The 764-nt window shown below is 61.3% G+C and carries 1 protein-coding gene; it reads right to left on the reverse strand.

The window, feature by feature from the left end:
• A partial coding sequence (locus AC1DU6_RS33715; protein WP_477862725.1) for an ATP-dependent helicase occupies positions 1-764 on the reverse strand: 764 nt, incomplete at both ends.

Raw genomic sequence — 764 nt, forward strand, 5'->3', positions numbered from 1 at the left:
GGGCAGGCCGAGCGTGACGAAGCGGTCTTCAAACTCGCGCATCTGGAACGAGGCGCGCACCAAAATGGCGATGTCGTTGAGCTTGTTGCCCTCGCGCTGCAGCTGTTCGATCTCTTCGCCGATAGCGCGTGCTTCTTCTTCAGAATCCCATGAGCCAGTGACGGTGACCTTCTCGCCATCGACGTCCTCCGTGCGCAGCGTCTTGCCGAGACGGCCCTCGTTGTGTGCGATCAGATGCGAGGCAGCGGCGAGGATGTGCCCGGTCGAGCGGTAGTTGCGCTCCAGCCGGACGACCTTGGCGCCGGGAAAATCATGTTCGAAGCGCAGGATGTTGTCGACCTCGGCGCCGCGCCAGCCATAGATCGACTGATCGTCATCGCCGACGCAACAGATGTTCTTGAGCGGCACTGCCGGTTTATTATCTGCCGATGGTGCGTCCGCTTCCGGCAGCATACGCTGCCCCGGCGCCTGCGACAGCAGCCGCAGCCAGAGATACTGCGCGACGTTGGTGTCCTGATATTCGTCGACGAGGATGTATTTGAAGCGCTGCTGATACTGCTTCAGCACATCCGGATGCTCACGGAACAGCCGGATACATTCGAGCAGGAGATCGCCGAAGTCGGCGGCGTTGAGGGTCTTCAACCGATCCTGATAGGCGGCATAGAGCTTGCCGCCTTTGCCATTGCCGAACACGGCGGCTTCGCCTGACGGCACCTGCGATGGCGTCAGTCCGCGGTTCTTCCAACCGTCGATCAGGTTGGCCA

Source organism: Roseateles sp. P5_B10, assembly GCF_056400485.1.